We start from the raw sequence: 17,118 nt of genomic DNA on the forward strand, positions 1-17,118 counted from the left end.
CGATGAGCATGTTCCTTCCTCGCGCGCTGCGGCGCATTCGCTTGGACCCCAGCGTTGTTTCAGCGCTGGCGGTTCCCGCCCCTGCTCAGGCTTCTGCTGAGTCCTGGGAGATCGATGTGGTCGCCCTTGGGGATCAGGCGTTGCCTAGAGCGGACCTCGCTGACTGGCTCGGCTGCATACAAGCTCATCCGCACAATGATCCGGACTTCGCCGATTTCATTTTCGTCACTCTGGCTGTTCAAGCAGAACATCGATTCGAACTGATGGTTTCGCCCGGCCAAGTAGCGTCAATGACGATTCGCCCGGGGGATCTTTTCGCTTTCAACCCAGCGCACTTTCACTGGTTGCGGGCCGAGGGTAATGAGGGCTTCCTTTCTGTTCAGTGGGCAGTTCCAAAAGCTGACTTCGTAAACATCTATCGTGAGATCCGGCGGGGACTGGCGGTCTACGGCATCAAATCCTCCAAGGTGCAGGCGACACTCAGCAGTTGGAAAGCCAGCATCGGGGAGCAACTGCAGTGATTCTCTACACGTTCAAGAGAGGTGCAGTTGAGGCCGCCAGGAATGTTGGCGTGCTTTCGCCTATCGACTCTCCCACCACCATGTACCCAACGGGCGCAATCAGTGAATTGCCTGGGATCCTCAGTGCGGCCACCAGTTGGGTCACCTGTAACGAAATATGGCCTGAGCGTTTACCTTCGGATGCTGAAAGTGCCGAGATTCATTTGGCGATTTACGCGGACCACTCCTTCAGTGTGATCAACGATCAGCGCGGCACTCTGCAAGAAGTCGGCATTTTCAGCGAGACTCTCTACGCCCAGCCACCGGGACCTCTAACTTGGCTACGGCCGAATTCCGCGTTCAGTGTCGAATATCTCGGTCTGCGTTGGGTTGTGCGCCGTGAGTCGTTCGACTCGGAATTGGTACGTATTGTCGAGGGGCTGGGGAATTTGGCCGGCAAACCTGGAATGCAAATTCCTACCAGCTGAATTTCGGACACCGGTTATGGCACACGGGTTTTACCAGCATCATGCATCATGACGCATCGCATGAGGTACATACCATGAGCCCCACTTCCGCCCCAGTGCTGCATGTGCAGCACTACATCGAAATACCTTTCACCTGGCAGTCCGCACATCTCGATGACGACCTTTTTCAGTTCGAGACGTGGGAGCGCATCGAAGCGGAGGCGGAAAGACTCTGCGCGCTTTACGGACTTTCCCTTGACCCTGCGGGAGCCATGAGCGAAGACGGTATCCGCCTGAAAGGTCGCGACCTCGAAAGAGTCCTTGAGGCCGGTGCACACCTAGTGACGTTCTTGTCGGGCCAGGAAGGTCTGATATTTCTACAGCAGGCTGGGGAAAGCGCGTGATCCGTATTTTTCTCATCTTCGCCGCCCTCCTGTTCACTGCGACCACCACAGCCGCTCCCAAAGAAGGGGGGGCTGTCGACAAGCGCCTGGTGCCTGCGCAGATCAACTTTATTGCCCCTCAGACCCCCCAAGACATTCCTGAGATCTACATCGATGGCTACATTCACCGGCCAACGGTTGAAGCGTTCCGCAAAAACGGCTTTCTGAAAGACCGTCAAGTCGGCTTCGTGTATTTCAACTCCCATGGTGGGGATTTGATCGCGGCAATGGAACTCGGCCAACTGATCCGTCAGCGCGGATTTTCAACACGAATTGGCGTATGGAACGGCCCTCACTCGAATCCGAGTGCAGGTTTCTGCGAGAGCGCGTGCCCGTTTGCTTTTGCCGGCGGCGTATTCCGCTTAATGGATGGTTCATCGAAGATGGGGGTCCATCAATTCTTCAAGGCGAGCGGCGTCGCTGGCGATACGGACATTGCCACTGGCCAGATTACCTCAACGCTGTTGGCCAACCACCTACGCAATTTGGGGATCGATCTGCGCCTTCTTGAGGTAGCAGCCAAAGCTGGCCCTGCTGACATGAATTACCTGACCCCTCTTGAGGCGTATGAGCTGGACCTGGTCAACGCCGGATCACTGCCCGCAACCTGGACGATTCGAGCGGAGCACGGTTTGGTTTATCTGATGGGTGAGCAGACGAAGATCACCGGAACCGGCCGGCTTGGAATGGCCTGCAATGCGCACGGGGGCGTTTCAATGGCTGCGTTCTATAAAGCGTGGTATGACACTAGCCTGCTTGGACAGATGGATAGTCTCACTCTCACCGTTGATAACAAGCGCATCCCTGTACGTAATGCCCATGTCGGCACAGGCTTGAAGAACGGGTTTGCGTATCTCACCTTCGACCCCACATCTGAGCAGCTCGCGGCCTTCCGCACCGCCCGAACCGTTGGCTTCTCCTATGAAAAAGCTGGCACTGACATGAAAGCGCGCTTCACCATCGACGTGAATGACTCACAGGAGATGATCGATAGCTTTGCCCAGCTCTGCACGGGATCTCGGCCAACGTTCGCTGAGAAGATCTGAGGAGACGCCAGCCTGTCACCTTGACTGTCTGGCTCATTCCCGTGCGTCTGTGGTCAATGTTTCCGCAGATCCCCTAACACTGGATGGCAATGCCTCACGCGCATCTAATAAGTGCGAATTGTTGAAGTTGAACCTTCTATTCAAAGATTCTCTAAATTAACGATCCAAAATGGATTCCCTAAATTCTTCAAATCTGGTCCTGACTTGTCGCCCGGTTGCACCAGCTAATAGCAATACCTCGCAACATATCGCTAAATAGTTTCAAAGTCCCCAAACCCTACTGCTCACCTATGATTGACAGATTCCGCTAGGATTAAGGTCATGTACTTATGGGCGCTCGTGCGTCACTTGATCGGAGGTCAACATCAATGGGTAGCATGTATTTCTGGCTTCGTAGCCCTGTGGGCTTAGGTCTCATCGTTCTGGTTTCAATCATTCCGACCTTTTTGATTGCCCACAGCCTGGGAAACACGTCTGACTTTACCGCCCTTCTCGTTGGGATCGGCATAGCCGCAATAAGGCAGTTGGCCTGGATTCGGTGGGGGGATGAAACGCACTGAGGAATCAGCAACGCCTTCAGAAGCGACATTGTCGGATCACCACACTGTCGTTAGGTTAGATCGGTACTCAGCACTCTGGATAAGGGTGCTGGGATATCGAAGGTGGGGTCTACAATCCTTTACCCCATCGCAAACAAGCCGGACCCCCTTCCCGCCGGCTTGAGCCGACCCTGACTGTCCTGTTACGGGAGCTCTCCATCCCAGCCGCCTTGTTCATTTCCCGCTAGGGGAATCCGAAACCCAATCATTACGAGGCCCATGTTTGAATGTCCTGACCATCAACTTGATAGGCCGTTACTTCAATCAGATCAAGGCTGGGACCAAATCCTACGAGTACCGCCTCAGAACACCGTACTGGCGAAAACGGCTGGAAGGCAGGGACTACGACGCTATCCGCATATGTTTGGGCTACCCAAGGAAAGACGACGAAACCCGTGTTATTACGGTCCCTTGGCGAGGGTATGAACTCCAGACAATCCAGCATGAGCACTTTGGTGAGCAGCCGGTTGAGGTGTACGCAATCCGCGTTTGATGTGGCGCTTCTGGCACAGGATGGACCTGAGAAAATGAGCTATCTACTCAGGAGAGTCATTATGCGTCGCATCATTTTCAGCCTTGGAGCCGTACTCATTTTGCTGGTCGCTGTTGGCATGCAGTACCTCACCCTCACTTTCGGCTTGGTTGTTGAAGGCTTTATCCGAGACGCCTTTGGGTGGATCTCACTGGCCTTAGCCTTCATCGCTGGCGGAGCTATCACTGCGATGGCCGCCGGCGAAAATCCGTAACCCGCTTTTGGGTTGGGCAATGCCAGCAGGCGTTATAGCCTGTTGGCAAAACCCTTAGGAGGCCGCATGAGCCAGCACTATCTGAAATTCTTCCACGAGGCCAGTGCATGTGAAGTTCGAGTCCAGTTGGGCTGGGACCGCCCGCTGCAGGGCTTTTACATGATTGCTCTCAAGGACCAGGAAGATCTACCTGACGATGACGACGAAGTCGTCTACAGCAATCTCAACGACGTTGGGCATCCATCTACTCTGTCGCACTTCCGTGATGTCTCAGAACAGCTGGGCTTCCCGATTCCTGACTCAATGTGGCGAGCTGCATATAACGATTCGCAACTCAACATTGTAAACAAGCAGTCGTATTACGACGTGTCTGGCGATCTCGTAGACCCGTTTTGATGGCTGCTGCCGATCGGCACGCGTCAATGCGCCAAAAAGGATGATGAAATGGACCAGTTTCTTCTGCAGGACACCCGAGAGCTGATTGGCAGCCGGCTGACTTGGTGGAGAGATGGTGGGGGATATACCTCGAGCCTGGATGAGGCTCAGGTATTTACCCGCCAAAGTGCGCTTTCCCAACATGCAAGTCGTGAGACCGACGTTCCTTGGCCGGCGGAATTTGTCCGTGCCCGCCATGAATTGGCAGTCGACTTCCAATACTTGCGCATCAAATGGGTTCCCCAGTCTGACGACGAGCTGTGCTATGTCGCGGTCAAGCGCGACTTCGACGGTAATGACATCAAGTGGGTTGGCGACTCTGGCACCCTCCCAGACCTTTCGAAAGCTACCGTGTTTACGATTCGTGATGCAGCCGAAAAGTACGGCAGTGAATCAGACTTTTTTACCTACCAGATTTGGCCAAAGGCTCACGTAGACGCCTTGGCTCGCCCAATTGTCTCTGTAACGAGGGTGAGTGTTGATCAGGCTTTAGCAGGTACAGGAATCCAGTTGATCAAAAGACCTGTTAAACGACGAGCTACCCCGAAGTGCTACGGATGTGGTCGGTACGTGACGGCCGACCAAGCGCCTGGCTGCCTTTGTCGCGATTGCAGGTAGGAGAGCGCCCATGAATGAGATACCTCCGAATCCACGTGTACTGGCGCGCTACCGAGCCGTTGTGGCTGCTGCCGGTGGCACTGAAAATCACATCCTGCAGAAATCCTCGCTGTACCAGCGTTTGCTAGATGACAAGCGGCCCTTCGCATTACCACCGCCGCTAAACCACAGCTACCCTTGGTATTCAGTTATTGAATCAGAAACCCCATTGCCATTGCCATTTGCGCCGTCTGATTGGAGTCCCGACTGGGACTCTAGAAGCGGCATCGCCATCAACCAGGATGTGTGGACCAAGCTCGATGGCGACGTGGCGAGGGATCTGACAGTTACTTTCCCCGGCTGGCATGAGTTAGGTTTTGTCTGGCGAGTCTGGCAAGCAGACGAACCTGCTGAGATCACCCAGGCTCTGCTTTGCTGCTGGCACCGAGATGATGTTAGCAAGCTCACCACCCCAGAGTTGGTTGAAGCGGAATGTCGGTGGCGCATCGAGCGCACAGCTAGCTGGGTGGCCGAATCGGAAAAGCTTGATGATGAGGCATTCAAAGCGGCCTATCTAGCTTCAGGCCAAGCAGGAAAGGCAGGAGACAAGTTCGGTGAGCTTCTCTCGGAGCAACACTTAAAATCATGTCGCTCAATCGCGCAAGAGCGGTTATCTGCGGGGCTTAGCCTGGAGTACACCCAAGACGAAATTGACCTGCAAGTCGCTGAGTCGGTCACCGATCTGATGGGAGATAGCTGGTTCGCGAGAGACGGGAAGCTTTATCACCGCACATGGCTTATTCAACGTATTTTGCCCACTGCTCTCGCTGCTGAGCACTACCTGGAGCCCGCCTAACCCGCGCTTTGATGGCCCTCAAGCTAGATCCATTCCCCAGGCTGGCGCTTCTATACCTGAGCGCCAGTTTCACCCGCTCTGCTTGTCTGCTCAGGTACTTCGCGTGCACAACCGCCCCGGGAGCTAGTGGCACAAACTCCGTCGAGTGAGGATATGCCAACTCACTCAAACGGACTTTTTCTCTATGCCCGATGTTCAATCTACTTCGTCTACGGCTGAACACGTTGCGTGCCCTGTCAAGCCACTTGACCGTGTCACCTTCATCCCCCACGAAGCTTCAGATCTCAAACCTGTGATATCTGGGACCGTCTTCAACACCCTCGATACCAATACTGGCAATTGGCGGGTACGTATCGTGCGGCGTGACCAGCCGTTCCCGTTTGGAGTGTCGGCAAATGTCTACACAAACGAAGGCACGTTCCAGTTGGAAGGTGAGCTCGACCCCAATATTCAACCGGCCGTTGCCTGATAAGGAATTCCAGTCATGAAATCTGAATCAATTTCTGCGGGTCTCAACTTTATGCTCGCGGCCTATGAGGGGATCGGTAAAAGTATCGGCGATCGCGAGCGCAGTGCGGCGCTAAACACACTGCTGACCTCAGCGATCAAGCTCAAAATGCATTTTGATGTGGATGACTCCCCTCGGCTGGCGCGGCTCGCGATGCGCACCTGTGTGGGTGTATTCCGCCCTTCTGAGGAGAGCTTCTATACCCAGGCCTGCCTTTCGGGCGGAACCTTTGCCCGGATGTGGGAGAAGGCTGCGGGCGTTAAGCCGTTCAAAGCTGTGCTGGGCGGAGCACCTGGTGAAATCCAGTCCAACATCAGAGTCGCCTCTGGTATTGCCGTGCTGCTGGATGGTGAAGACACCGACGAATTGATGCCCCGATTTGAAGGCAGGCAAGTGTGGTGGGTGACTTCGGTCAACTGGGATGAAGGCATGATCAACCTTTGTCGTTATCGTCTAAAGCCTGACGCCCGTTACCCTTTCACGCGACAGGATGGACCGGCCAATCGCACTAAGATGTCCCGGAGCGACTGGGACGCTCGTATGACTGCTATGTCTGATGCAATGCCCACAGCAGGACATGCCGCATAGGGGTTCAGGCACACCAATCTCCCGTCGACAATAGTGCTTTCCGAGGAGAGCACTATGTCCGATCACCGCCGAATCCAAATGATGTTGCGCAGCCCCAAGGCCATGATGGCGTTCGCCACAACCGGCCGACTACCCGAGTATCGCACCCCGAGTAGCCCTCTGATAACTCTGATTGAGTCTATCCCCGCAAGTTATCGCAACCGCATCACAAACGTCGTGGTCGGTCCTGAGCTTGGGTATCAAGGGCATCACCGGTTTCACAACCTGGCGCACGCCATGAATTGGTTGAAACCTAGCTATACGTCTCAAAACTACCCAAGTGAAAGCTGGCGTTTGAAGAGCTTCAAGGGGCGGCTGACGATTCAGGAATTGCTGAAGCACTGCCAGATCCCTGAGTCGGTTGAGCAAGAGTTGCTGCGTCGACTCTCGCGCTAGCTGCTTCTGCCACGTCGCCAAGCCTCTGATGATGGTGGCTTCCATAACTAGGAGACCACCATGCCTCAGCAAAGCATCCATCCCAACGCCTACCAACCGCCCAGCTGGATGCGTCCCTATTCAGATGGCAGTCGCATTGGGCATTCTCAAGCCATGCTGGCCTACAGCGCATACCACTGTGTGGACGGAAGCGCCGATGGCGATCATGAAATTGAGGAACGGATTGCGATCCCTAGAACACCGATGGTTCCTTTCGCCAGCCGCACTGGCACAAAGCAGAACCTCGATGCCATGCGCAAAAACGGCTGGGGTCTACTGGTATCGGCTAAGGGTGTGCTTCGCACCGAATCGTTCCCGACGGTGATGCTCGACAACGGAGCATGGAGTGCATTTACCCAAGGTGAGCCCTTCGACGAGCTCGCGTTCTGCAAAGCATTCGATTTGATCGGAGAAAAAGCCTCTATGGTCGTTGTACCTGACATCGTGGCTGGCGGTCTTGCCTCTCTGGATTTCTCTTTGAAGTGGCTCGATCGCTTAAACGGGTATCCGGGTACGCGTCTATTGGCTGTTCAGGATGGGATGGTGCCTGATGACGTTCGCCACCTTCTTAATCCAAGCATAGGCATCTTCGTTGGGGGCACATCTGGGTGGAAACTCCAGACGTGTCACAGCTGGGGCTTGCTCGCACGTCGTCGTAACTGCCACCTGCACGTGGGGCGGGTCAATAGCGCCAAACGCATGCTTCTCTGCTCAGCCGCCGCAGGAGCTCATTCGGTGGACGGCACTTCCGCCTCGATGTATGCCAAAACCGTTGCGCCCCTCACCGCGGCTGTGAAGCAGGGCGAGTCTCAGCAAGACTTCCTCTCGCCCAATGGACTGGAATTTGAAGCGACTCCTTACGATTGCGCCTGGCCGGCACACCTCCGCCGGTAGGTGGTGGCACGCATTTGGCGACCCTATTATGGCGGGCATCAACCAGCATCGTCGGTTAGGCTAGTCCACCGACATGGCAAACACATCAATCGTAGGACTCCCGGCCATGCACCAATGGACTGAAGAGCAGCTCCCAATCATCACTTCTCTGGCACGTCTGATCAAAGTGAACGCATTCGCTGGCACGGGTAAGACCACTACGCTTATCGGTTATGCCGAGCACCATCCGAATGACAAGATCTGCTACATCGCATACAACACCGAGGTTGCGGCTGAAGCTAAACGTAGGTTTCCAAGGAATGTGACCGCCACTACGTCGCACGGTCTTGCCTTCGGCCCGATGGGTCGCCGGTATGAGCACAAGCGCTGCAACAACATTCGTCTTACGGATATTGCAAAGGCTCTGAATACCTCGAATTGGAATCTGGCAAAGGATGTTCTCAATACCCTCAATGCGTATTTGTGCAGTCCTGATGATGTGATCAAGGACAGCCATTTTGCTCGGTTCCAAGGCGGAGCTCTAAACAGTCGACAGCTGCAACACACCCACTTGGTTTTGCAACACGCCAATCATTATTGGAAGCGCATGTGCGACGTCAACGACAGCGGCGCGCCCATGTCTCATGACGGCTATCTGAAGGCGTACTTGTTGACCAAGCCTGACCTGACCCGCCGCTTCAAAACGATTCTGCTCGACGAAGGCCAGGACACAACCAAGCTTTTGACAGTGTTTGTTCAACAGCAATATCTGAACGGCTGCAACGTCATCATCGTCGGCGATCGCCATCAGCAGCTGTACAGATTCCGTGGCGCAGAGAACGCTTTGTACGAGCCGTGGCTGCGCGACGCCGAATCGCATTGGCTTACCAGAAGCTTTCGATTCGGCTGGGCATGCAGTCACGTGGCAAACACCATCCTGGCTCTCAAAGGTGAAACAGTGCTGCTTCAGGGATTTGGTGCGCCTACGAAAATAAAATCGAGCCTGCCCGACGGGCTGGAACACAGGACGTACCTGTATCGGACTGTCGCCGGAGTGATTGACCGTGCTCTGAGCTGCCTTCCACTAGCTGGCCAACCTGATAATGGGGAACGCATTTATTGGGTTGGGGGCATTAACAAATACCAACTGTCCGCCGTTCTTGACGTGTTCTGGTTCTCAAAAGAACGCCGGGACATGATCAAAGATTTCCAACTCACGCGGGATTACAAAAACTTCGGTGAGTACTCGGATATTGCTGATCAGACCGAAGATGTTCAGATGACCCGGATTCTGAAAATCATCAAAAACTATGGCGACGATCTGCCGATCCTGATTAAGCGGTTGGAGCAAATCACAGTCCTGGACGAGATGTCGGCAACGGTGACGCTTTCAACTGGTCACGGCTCTAAAGGCCTGGAATGGCCGTATGTGCAGCTTGGGGACGATTACACCTACGATCCCTTTGATCGGGAAGCAAAAAAAGCAGACCCAGCCCGTTGGGAGGATGAGATCAATCTTTATTACGTCGTATGCACGCGCGGAAAGGAAATACTCGCCCTCAACTCACCTGTTATCTCGATTATGCGTGCCGCTAAAGAAAGCCGCGCCGGCCTGAGTTGAGTACCTCGACCGGTTTTGTCGGTTGAAGGTAATCCTGTGAACAATTGATGAGTTGTTTCCCTAAGCGTAGCAACCGTTGTCAGCGTGGCCCCTGCGGTTGGCAGCAGAGGTACTTTCGGAATTATTCATTGCCGAGCCACTGGGAAGAAGCGTTGAGCTCGTTCCCTCACTGAGAGTGCCACGGTTTCGCTTCAGATCCGACCTGCAAAAATGGCCATCACTGGCACCTCTAAACCCTTCATCCTCAGTCCAGCTGGGGTTCTGGCACAGCCATGCCCCCCCATTCTGACCCCACGATCAACCTGGCTTATCAACTCTCGCGGTTGGTGGTCGGGACCCCATTTCTTTTGTATACCCAGTCAGAAGGTACGCTCCATGATGCTCTCAGACATCCGCGCAAAGCTTTCAAAAGATCCAGAAGATCATCGGCAGAATACTCGCCTGCTCGAACAACTGATCAGGCCTCTCGATGCCGCGAAACAGGAGCTGAACTTCCAGTTCCGCCGCGCCCTGCCAGCTCTTCAGGACCTCGGGCTGGAGTACGGCGGTTTTAACCTGACACCTGACTATCAACGTGGTCACGTTTGGACCACCGATCAACAGACACGGTATGTCGAGAGTGTGCTGAGAGGGGTCATCGACACCTCAGGCCTGCTTTTGAAATTCAACTGTCCGAATTGGTCTGGTTCTTCCTACAAGGGCGCGGTACCCCTGGGCTTCGAGTGCCTTGACGGTCTCCAACGGTTGACAGCTGTCGTCAAGTTCTGCGCCGGCGAAGTGCGACCGTTCGGGCTGCACGTAGAAGACCTGGCCCTCAGCTCTTTCGCTATCCACAATTTTCACCTCCGGGTGGCGTTCTATGAGTTTCAAACCCGAGCTGATGTTCTGAGGCACTACATCGCGTTTAACCGAGGGGGCGTGATCCACAGTGACGAGGAAATCACACGAGTCTCTGCTTTGCTCCAGGATGCCATTGAGCACAACCGATAAAAGTGAAGCAAACCTGACTATCTGAATATTCCCCCGACAAACTTATTTCTTGATCGGACGGTTCTGCCACAGCCAAGTGGCGCTGAACATGAGCCTCACACCAATCAAGGAGATTCACACATGAAAAACACAATCAAAGTTGCCGCTATTGCTTTCTGCCTCGCTGCCGTCACAGGTTGCTCAGTTAACCCTCAAACTGGCGAGCGGGAGTTCAACCGCACCGCAATAGGGGCGACTGTCGGCGGGGTGGCCGGTGGAATTCTGGGTGCGGCTGTGGGCGGTCAACGTGGCGCGCTTATTGGGGTGGCTGCTGGTGCCGCACTTGGGGGCGGCACGGGGTACTGGATGGACAACCGTGCAGCCAAATTGAAGGAAGACCTCAAACGCCAAGGCATGTCGGCTTCCACTGAAGTCGACCCCGCAACTGGCCGGCAGATGATGACTATCCAAGCCCCAGCAGATGTTGCCTTTGCTACATCTTCGGCTGACCTTCAACCTGCAGCATTTCAAGGCTTGAGCGCGATCGCAAATGCTCTCAAAGGCCAACCCAATCTTCGCATCGAGATCACCGGGCACACAGACGCAAGCGGCAAGCCCCAGTTCAATAACGTGCTCAGCTATGCGCGAGCTCAGGCTGTGGCGCAATACCTGTACGCAGCCGGCGTGCCTGCTCAGTCGATTTCTGTGCGAGGTGTTGGATCGAGCATGCCGATCGCAAATGATGCCACGACGCAGGGGCGCGCCCAGAATCGACGTGTTGAGATTCAAATTAAGCAGGCATGATCTAGGTGTAGATAATTCGCCCGTGTTCAGGCACGTCTGGCCGCGAAAACATCAGATCAAGCTCATGGCTTGCAAGACCCGCAAGCCAGCTGTCCTCGTGAGGAGCGTAATAGGCTCCCCTCCAGGTCCGTACCCGACCCACATCCAAATGCACGAATTCCCGGGTCAAATACGTGCCCACGCCGCCGACCCCGATCACTTTGATGAGGTTGGCGAGCGGTTCAGTGTCCACGCCAGGAATTCGAATATCAGCTGCCTTGGCTTTTACATGTTCCGAATTCTGCGCGCTACCTTCCAGAGACGAGTTAAACGCCGCAGTTCTGTATCCGCTGTTAATCATGATTTTCGCGGGCAGTTGTTTAACTCGTAGGTAGGCGCTGGCAATCCAAAGCAAGTCCAGAAGCTTCAAATCAATCTGCACCGTCTTCTTGGAGACCACATCCCGCAGGAGGGTGCAAGCTATGGCATACCCCCGCGAGTCCCAACCCTGACCTTTTCGGTAGTAGTAAAATCGTGCTTTCTCGCCGGACTGTGGGCGCTCTAGGTCCAGGAACCTATCTCGATCTAGAAGCACAGCGCGCCAGTCCCTCTGGCCAGGATTTGCAAACACTGGCGCAGACATCGCGGCGATCGGGGCTGCCATCGCTGCGGTCAGGATCTGGCGACGGCTTAGGAATGTATTTTGACTCATACCAGCGGGCATCAATTGGCTATAACTGTGCCGAGTGTATGACCCAAGGTCTTGCATAGCATCCCAAAACAGGGGGTCGTTTTTCTGAATGCCCCATTTAATTTTCAGTATCGTGTATCAATCCTGACTAACAACCGGCTCTTCGTGAGGGTATATGACGTTGCTAAATCCGCCGCCTGCACCAGAGGGGTATTCGCTGATAGCGACAGGCTTGATCCGATTCGGAGACATTGCCTATGGCTGCGATACCGAGACCTGGGGTCCCATCACCCCAATGGATCGTGAATGCCTTGGAACTCAAGCCACCAGCTATTACGCGTTAGCCAGACACGATGGTAAAGGTCCTCGGCTCGGCAAACTTTAAACCTGAGCCGGGGATTCCAAGTCGCTTCTCGTTAGTCAGGATTGGTGCATGATTCCTGCTTCTGGCACAAGCGCCTCACCTTCAGACTTCGCTCCAGTCAACATCTGGAGCGTCACATGTCCCTGTCAACACCTACACTGCGAAACGTCGGCAAGCTTCTATCTCCTCTGGGAGCCGATACTCATGTCTTCCTAGAAATTCATCCTTGTCAGGATCTGCAGCTCCTCGAATCCGTTGCACTAGATATCGGAACTCCACCAGGCCTGTGCGTGGTCGCAGACGCAACCAGTTTCATCCTGCTTGAGCAAGCGGACTTCGATGCGTGTATTGCCGGGGTCATGGTTTCTACTCTTGATGCGGATACCAGTGAATGGGTGCGAAGCCGTGCGGATGATGCGGCCCATGAATGGTATGGCTGCGTTACGGAGGTAGCTCTCCCGGGTGAAGGCAAGATGCCGACAATCGTCCTTGGCCACTACCCGCGCGAGCAGGCCGAGGCAATTGCAGAAGCGATCTCGCCTAAGGCGGATATCTTCGTATTGAACCCCAAACAAGTACTCATTTCTCACGCAGCCGGTGATCTCTACCACTACCAGTTGCGTGTTCCCGGCGACGATGAAGATACGGTGTTGTTCGTGCGTGCGGTCGATTGCGACACCGGTCTTGAGTACGCCATAAACCACCTCCGCACTGCCCGTGCCTTAGAGCCTGGATCAGATATCTGCGGGATCAACACCGGGCTAGTAGCTCGAGTCGCCTGACCAGAATTCCATCACCCCTTTCTTGCTGGTGGCACGCTCTGCCGCCGGTAGAATTATTTCATCGACTACTGAGAATATCCTGATGAACTCCTGTGAAGTCCTGCGTGCAATCGATGCTGTAGCTTCTCTTGATGGCAAGAATGACAAGGCGGCACTGTTGGCTACCTTCATGGTTGACCCGACCTTTCAGCGCGTCATGAAGCTGATGCTCAACCCCCTGATCAGCTTCTACAAGCGGCCTGCGCGATCGACGTCATTTGGCACCGCGCAGTTCACTGATGAAACATGGCTTATGCTCGATCGTCTTTCCATGCGGACCTTGTCCGGCGACGCAGCGTCTCGAGAGATCCACCACGCCCTCTCGACCTTGACTCCTGAGTCCTCCGAGCTGCTTTGGCGGGTGCTGCATCGCGACCCCAGAGCGGGTTTCTCGGAAGGTTCGATCAACAAGATTCAACCGTTGACCATTCCTGAAGTGCCGTACATGCGCTGCTCCCTGCCTTCTGACGTAGACCTGAGCACTTGGCCGTGGCTCACAAAGGGGGTGTTCGTTCAAGAAAAGGCTGACGGGACCTTCTTCAACCTGACGGTCAAGCAAGGTGGCGTGACGCTAAGCAGCCGCTCAGGGTTCCACTGGCCGATGGAGCTGTACGGTGAGCTTGAAACCATCTTCAGCACCTTTCCTGATGGTCAGTATCACGGTGAGATGCTGGTTGAACAGGACGGCCAGATCCTTGCTCGTGAAGTAGGTAATGGCATGCTGGGCTCTGTGAACAAGGGCACACCATTTCCGTTTGGCTGCAAGCCAGTACCGCTGCTCTGGGATGTAATCTCTCTCGAGGCAGTAACTCGGCGCGGCACTTGCCTCACCCCGTATTCTGAACGTTATGCGCAGGTTGAAAGCGTAGTGGAAACATTCGGGGCAGGCGTAGCGCGGTTGATCGATACTGTGATCGTCCACTCTCTGGATGAGGCCTACGCTGTTTCCGCTAAACACATCAAGAATCGCAAAGAGGGCGCAGTAATTAAGCACCCAGACGGTGTGTGGCGCGACACCGGATCTAGCGGCTCACCCGACTGCGTGAAGATAAAGATGGAGGCTCCGTGTGAGCTCAGAATCAAGGGGCTCACTCAAGGCAAAGGCAAGAACGCAAAGACATTTGGCTCTTTGCAGTGCGCAAGCGAGTGCGGAGTGGTTGAGGTGAACATTTCCGGCTTTTCGGATCAGCTCAGGAAGGAAATTAGCGAAAACCCTGAGCTATTCATCGATACGATCATTAAGGTCAAGTTCAACGACATTACCAAACCGAAGAAAGGGACGGGCATTGTGAGTCTTTACCTTCCACGCTTTGATGAGTTGCGACCAGATCGCACCACCGCGGACACACTTGAGCGAATTAAGCAGCAGCTTGACGACGCAAAAGCAATGGTCGGGTTGCTCGGGAAGCAAGCCGCCTGACCTTATAGCCCCGGCATGCCGGGGCAGCCTGCCAGTGTTCGCCTGAGGTCAACTATGGAACCCATCAAACACCACGGAGACAGCAATCTGGGCGTCTTCGATCCTGCCACAACCATCGGCTCATGTGTCGCCCTCATAGCCTGCTTGGCCGGCGTGTTGTTCTCTCCATATGGTTTTCAGCCATGGGTGGTGGGTACGCTTGCCGCAGGCGTGGTTATCTCTGCTGCGCGTATTAACCTGCTCACCACTCGACGCCGCCTCATCAAAGCCCAGCGTCAGCAAATGGATGAGGCATGCAGCTCCCCAGGGCGCGTGTTGCTGCTCGCCATCATGGCGAATGGTCGTTCAAGAGAATGTCGGCTCAGCGACCTGGAAGAGGCATGTTTTCGTGATTTTTTGGGTAAAAACCCCACGCGGCTCTGTCGTGAAGTGCGTGGGCGGATTGGAGGCGAGAATCTTGTTTTCCTGCCACTGACTATGAGCGGTAGCCTTCTGCGCCGTGATGACTTTGTACTGACCGGCAAGGGTTACAGAAACCCGGCCGACGGGATCGCTTCAGATTCGGCCGAATCGAATTAGGGACGATGCTCTGAATTTCGTAGGCCGGTTTTGACTTGTGGGCGGGCTAAGTCAATGCTACAAAGACGCCGTTCTATGCCCAATCCTGATTGAGGCACCCTGTCTATCTCGACGTTAATCCGTCTGATTTACAGGGACTTATCGTACCGTCATTTATTTCTGGCTGTGCTTTAGGTAGATACTGCTAGATCAATCTAAATCCGTAGTGAGGTCTCGACCTTTCTACACATCTTGGTCCCGCCGATGTTTGGTGGCGATCGCATTCAGCATCTCATCGTAGGTGCTCCCCTGACGGCAGTGATCACATCCTGCCGTTCAGGCTTGGTGTTTTCATTTCCGTAAAGGTGTGTGCGCTTAGCTTGGAGCTGTGTTTCGACACCGCTTAGGGATAATCCTCGTTAAACGAGAAATCCATTGCGCAGAACACAGCTTACCGGCTGTGTGGTTCTGATCGGCCTACCGAAACGAACCTCCTTGACCCGTCGCAATGAATCCCTGTTACACGAGTTCCCCAGCACTCGCTGCTTGTGAACTTGAATAACAGCATGTCCCTACCGCACATGCGGTTCTCCTGTGCAAAGCTGTTCATCGCAGGCCTTGGCCTTCTCTGCGTTTGTGGAGCTTCTGGTTGTCGGGAGATCAACGCCTTGTCGCATCGCTCGGCCGCTGCGCGCTTTTTAAGCTGCGCGCCCCTGTGACGCAAAGCCGTTGGGCTTCTTTGCAATGACCAGTTAAATCCACATCCAAACGCTTGAGATAACGTCGTGAACGAAGTAGGCAGAGCTCCGGCTTTGCTAGATCTGTGAACAAGACAAAACCCTTTCAGGGCATTCCCATGCCCTGGCATGGGAATGCCCATCTTCGGAGACGCACCCATGGTTCAGAATGATTTTCGAAACTACTTCTTCAGCCAAATCGAATCGACCCGCGATATGTTTCGCCCAACCGTTACAGACAAAAAACACTCCCCTTGCAGCCTTGAGAAGACCTTGGTCCGGGAAATCAAGGCTCGACATGAGAAGCTGCAAGCGGTGTATGCCGAACTCGATGAGTGCGGCCCAGGCATGATTGTTCAGAACGGATCGGGGGATTCGTTCGCTTTGATTCTGCCGGATGCTTCAGAACCTGGACGCTTTCGTTACTCAAGCTTCAGGGACATTGGTTGGATGAGTCATTTCACCACGGACACAATCGACGAGGCGGTGCTTGAGGCTTTCAAATCTGGGTTCACCCAGGTTGCGCCGAGAGACACGCTCGACAAGATGTCAGCCACGCGAGAGTGGAAAATGGGATGTGACAGACTTGTCCATATCGAGGCCCATCAACGAGGGGCCCTGACATGGAACGAGATGATCACAGAGTTTGAAAAAATTGAAGCCAAGTACGCTCAGCATCCGTTGGCGGCTTGAAGAAAGGTGCGACAGATTGTTCCGCTCGCGGTTCATATCCATGCATCAGGATTGATTGATCTAACAGGGAAAACCCTCACAGCCTTAATCGGGTTGTGGGGGTTTTTTGCTTCTGGCACATCCGTATTCCCTGAAAATAAGAGCGTTCCCGGGGCAACGCTCCGATCTAAGGGTTGCTGCAGTGGCTACTCATAGCACTCTGAGCACTTACCGTTAATTTTCGCGTTGATGGACGGGCAATGAAACCAAATTACGTAGGCTCATACACTCAGCCTCACCTAGACACATTCCACGCGCTGGGCAATCAAGTCATGGAGAAGTTAACAGCG

20 protein-coding genes are annotated in these 17,118 nt (G+C 54.4%); 19 read left to right on the forward strand and 1 reads right to left on the reverse strand.

Annotated features, from left to right (window positions below; all coding sequences use genetic code 11):
• Positions 1–2 precede the first annotated feature (2 nt).
• From AC07V9_RS06790 to AC07V9_RS06860, 15 genes are all read left to right on the forward strand, one after another.
• Positions 3–521: a hypothetical protein gene (locus AC07V9_RS06790; RefSeq protein WP_495014955.1), complete on the forward strand. Its 519-nt coding sequence runs from the start codon at positions 3–5 to the stop codon at positions 519–521.
• On the forward strand, positions 518–988 hold the full coding sequence (locus tag AC07V9_RS06795) for a hypothetical protein (protein WP_495014956.1): 471 nt from the start codon (positions 518–520) through the stop codon (positions 986–988). Before AC07V9_RS06790 ends, AC07V9_RS06795 begins: the two co-directional genes overlap by 4 nt.
• A 74-nt stretch (positions 989–1,062) precedes the next feature.
• A complete protein-coding gene (locus AC07V9_RS06800) occupies positions 1,063–1,371 on the forward strand; it encodes a hypothetical protein (RefSeq protein WP_495014957.1) in 309 nt (102 codons plus the stop codon).
• Positions 1,368–2,456, forward strand: coding sequence for a COG3904 family protein (locus AC07V9_RS06805; RefSeq protein WP_495014958.1), 1,089 nt, complete (start codon positions 1,368–1,370; stop codon positions 2,454–2,456). Before AC07V9_RS06800 ends, AC07V9_RS06805 begins: the two co-directional genes overlap by 4 nt.
• 1,153 nt (positions 2,457–3,609) lie before the next feature.
• The gene (locus tag AC07V9_RS06810) at positions 3,610–3,801 is read left to right on the forward strand and encodes a hypothetical protein (protein ID WP_495014959.1); all 192 of its coding nucleotides are present in this window, start codon (positions 3,610–3,612) and stop codon (positions 3,799–3,801) included.
• Positions 3,802–3,867: 66 nt separating this feature from the next.
• Complete coding sequence (locus AC07V9_RS06815; protein WP_495014960.1) at positions 3,868–4,197, forward strand: hypothetical protein; 330 nt, start codon at positions 3,868–3,870, stop codon at positions 4,195–4,197.
• A gap of 48 nt (positions 4,198–4,245) precedes the next feature.
• The gene (locus AC07V9_RS06820; protein WP_495014961.1) at positions 4,246–4,854 is read left to right on the forward strand and encodes a hypothetical protein; all 609 of its coding nucleotides are present in this window, start codon (positions 4,246–4,248) and stop codon (positions 4,852–4,854) included.
• A gap of 10 nt (positions 4,855–4,864) precedes the next feature.
• On the forward strand, positions 4,865–5,689 hold the full coding sequence (locus tag AC07V9_RS06825) for a hypothetical protein (protein WP_495014962.1): 825 nt from the start codon (positions 4,865–4,867) through the stop codon (positions 5,687–5,689).
• Positions 5,690–5,873: 184 nt separating this feature from the next.
• A complete protein-coding gene (locus tag AC07V9_RS06830; protein ID WP_495014963.1) occupies positions 5,874–6,158 on the forward strand; it encodes a hypothetical protein in 285 nt (94 codons plus the stop codon).
• A gap of 15 nt (positions 6,159–6,173) precedes the next feature.
• Positions 6,174–6,785 carry a hypothetical protein gene (locus tag AC07V9_RS06835; protein WP_495014964.1) on the forward strand — a complete coding sequence of 204 codons (612 nt, stop codon included), beginning with the start codon at positions 6,174–6,176 and terminating at the stop codon, positions 6,783–6,785.
• A gap of 54 nt (positions 6,786–6,839) precedes the next feature.
• Positions 6,840–7,220: a hypothetical protein gene (locus AC07V9_RS06840; protein ID WP_495014965.1), complete on the forward strand. Its 381-nt coding sequence runs from the start codon at positions 6,840–6,842 to the stop codon at positions 7,218–7,220.
• 60 nt (positions 7,221–7,280) lie between these two features.
• Positions 7,281–8,153 carry a hypothetical protein gene (locus AC07V9_RS06845; RefSeq protein ID WP_495014966.1) on the forward strand — a complete coding sequence of 291 codons (873 nt, stop codon included), beginning with the start codon at positions 7,281–7,283 and terminating at the stop codon, positions 8,151–8,153.
• A gap of 106 nt (positions 8,154–8,259) precedes the next feature.
• Complete coding sequence (locus AC07V9_RS06850) at positions 8,260–9,753, forward strand: UvrD-helicase domain-containing protein (protein WP_495014967.1); 1,494 nt, start codon at positions 8,260–8,262, stop codon at positions 9,751–9,753.
• 375 nt (positions 9,754–10,128) lie between these two features.
• Complete coding sequence (locus AC07V9_RS06855; protein ID WP_495014968.1) at positions 10,129–10,743, forward strand: DUF262 domain-containing protein; 615 nt, start codon at positions 10,129–10,131, stop codon at positions 10,741–10,743.
• A 120-nt stretch (positions 10,744–10,863) separates the two neighbouring features.
• A complete protein-coding gene (locus tag AC07V9_RS06860) occupies positions 10,864–11,526 on the forward strand; it encodes a YiaD family glycine zipper/OmpA-like lipoprotein (protein WP_495014969.1) in 663 nt (220 codons plus the stop codon).
• Position 11,527: 1 nt separating this feature from the next.
• On the opposite strand, the gene AC07V9_RS06865 is transcribed toward AC07V9_RS06860, so the two are convergent.
• A complete protein-coding gene (locus AC07V9_RS06865) occupies positions 11,528–12,217 on the reverse strand; it encodes a YcbK family protein (RefSeq protein WP_495014970.1) in 690 nt (229 codons plus the stop codon).
• A gap of 480 nt (positions 12,218–12,697) precedes the next feature.
• Between AC07V9_RS06865 and AC07V9_RS06870 the strand changes: the two genes are divergently transcribed.
• The 4 genes from AC07V9_RS06870 to AC07V9_RS06885 all read left to right on the forward strand — a co-directional run bounded on the left by AC07V9_RS06870 (position 12,698) and on the right by AC07V9_RS06885 (position 16,789).
• Positions 12,698–13,342: a hypothetical protein gene (locus AC07V9_RS06870; protein WP_495014971.1), complete on the forward strand. Its 645-nt coding sequence runs from the start codon at positions 12,698–12,700 to the stop codon at positions 13,340–13,342.
• An 82-nt stretch (positions 13,343–13,424) separates the two neighbouring features.
• A complete protein-coding gene (locus AC07V9_RS06875) occupies positions 13,425–14,801 on the forward strand; it encodes a hypothetical protein (protein WP_495014972.1) in 1,377 nt (458 codons plus the stop codon).
• Positions 14,802–14,855: 54 nt separating this feature from the next.
• Positions 14,856–15,380 carry a hypothetical protein gene (locus tag AC07V9_RS06880; RefSeq protein ID WP_495014973.1) on the forward strand — a complete coding sequence of 175 codons (525 nt, stop codon included), beginning with the start codon at positions 14,856–14,858 and terminating at the stop codon, positions 15,378–15,380.
• An 875-nt stretch (positions 15,381–16,255) separates the two neighbouring features.
• The gene (locus tag AC07V9_RS06885; protein ID WP_495014974.1) at positions 16,256–16,789 is read left to right on the forward strand and encodes a hypothetical protein; all 534 of its coding nucleotides are present in this window, start codon (positions 16,256–16,258) and stop codon (positions 16,787–16,789) included.
• The last annotated feature ends 329 nt before the right edge of the window (positions 16,790–17,118 follow it).

It is taken from the genome of Pseudomonas sp. GW821-FHT02A11 (assembly GCF_059421985.1).